Here is a 1287-nt window from a genome sequence, read left to right on the forward strand (position 1 = left end):
GCCGCCCCCCCCCCCCCAACCCCCCCCCCCCCCGCCGCGGGGGGCCCCGGCCACACCCCCCCCGGCCCCCCCCTCGGCGTCCGGGATCGGCACCGCCGTACGCGGTCGGTTCGGTCAGCGGCAGGTCCAGACGGTCGGCTCGTCCGCGCCGCCGGGGATCTTCCAGCTCCGACCGGCGATCGTGCCGTCGTCACCGGCGACCGCGAATTCGAGCCCGCGGTCCGGGGCGTAGCTCACCGTGGATTCGAGCGCCGACGACCGCCAGACGCCGAATTCGTGCCAATCGGGATCATCGGTACGACCGACGATCCGACCGTCGCGGTTGATGCCCGTGACATCCGCGGCCCGCGCCACCGCGCGCGGCACGCCGTCGCGGTCCCACAACACGCTCGGCGCGCCGTTGCCCGAACCATAGGTGACCTGGCCGATGAAGCGGCCGTTGGATATGCCGCGAGTGAGCACGTCCACCGCCCCGGCGGGGAGGCGCGCCGCATGCGCTCGACCCGCCTTCCACAGGTAGGGCCGCCGGCTGAAGTCCTTGTCCACATCGATCAGCACGGTGCCGTCCTGATCGATACCGGTCGCGAAACCCTCGCTGTCGGGCAACCCGGTGAGTTTGACCACTGTTCCGGGCTTGTCGGCGGGCCAGATCACCGGCTTCCAATACGACGAGGCTCCGGTCCCGACGTCGGCCGCGCCGACGATGTCCCCGCGGTCGTTGATACCCGTCGCCCGCGAGGCGGACGCACCGGGCACTTCGGGCAGGCGCTCCAGCCCACCGTCGCGCGAGCGGACGGCGCTCGAGAGTCCGCTGTTTCGGAAGGCGCTTCCGACCACCGTCCCGGCCTTGTTGACGCCGAGGACCTCGACCCACTTCTGGTATCCGGGAACGTTCAGGAGTCCGTAGTCGGTTAACTTGCCGTTCTTCCACAACGTCGCCCGCGAGCCCTGTGCGGAATTCGCGCCGTACGAAATCGTGCCCGCGTAGCCACCGCTTCCGTCGGTCGCCCGCACGTCGCCGGCGAGCGCGCCCGCGGGTATCGGCAGGATGGCCGGCGTCCACGCGCAGGCTTTCGTTGCGGAGGTGGCGGCGACGGCGGGTGCCGTCGCGCCGACCGCCGCCACCACCAGCACGCCGGCCAGTACGCCGCGGGTCGAGTTCCTCGCATGTTTCATGATTCTCCTCGGTTCATGGGGTGGGTCCCGAGAGCCCCGGGTCGGATGTCGCAAACGACCCGGGGGGCTCGGGGCAAGTTAGGGGGTGGCGTCGATAGTGTTAAGGGGTTG

At 71.2% G+C, this 1287-nt stretch carries 1 protein-coding gene; it reads right to left on the bottom strand.

Annotated features, from left to right (window positions below; genetic code table 11):
* Positions 1 to 114: 114 nt before the first annotated feature.
* Positions 115 to 1176 carry a hypothetical protein gene (locus tag ACWGR4_RS22855; RefSeq protein ID WP_379997792.1) on the bottom strand — a complete coding sequence of 354 codons (1062 nt, stop codon included), beginning with the start codon at positions 1174 to 1176 and terminating at the stop codon, positions 115 to 117.
* Positions 1177 to 1287: the final 111 nt, after the last annotated feature.

Source organism: Embleya sp. NPDC055664, assembly GCF_053618075.1.

Excerpts from the sequence above, each read along its gene's own strand:
- ACWGR4_RS22855 (WP_379997792.1), bottom strand. The coding sequence starts at position 1,176 with ATGAAACATGCGAGGAACTCGACCCGCGGCGTACTGGCCGGCGTGCTG.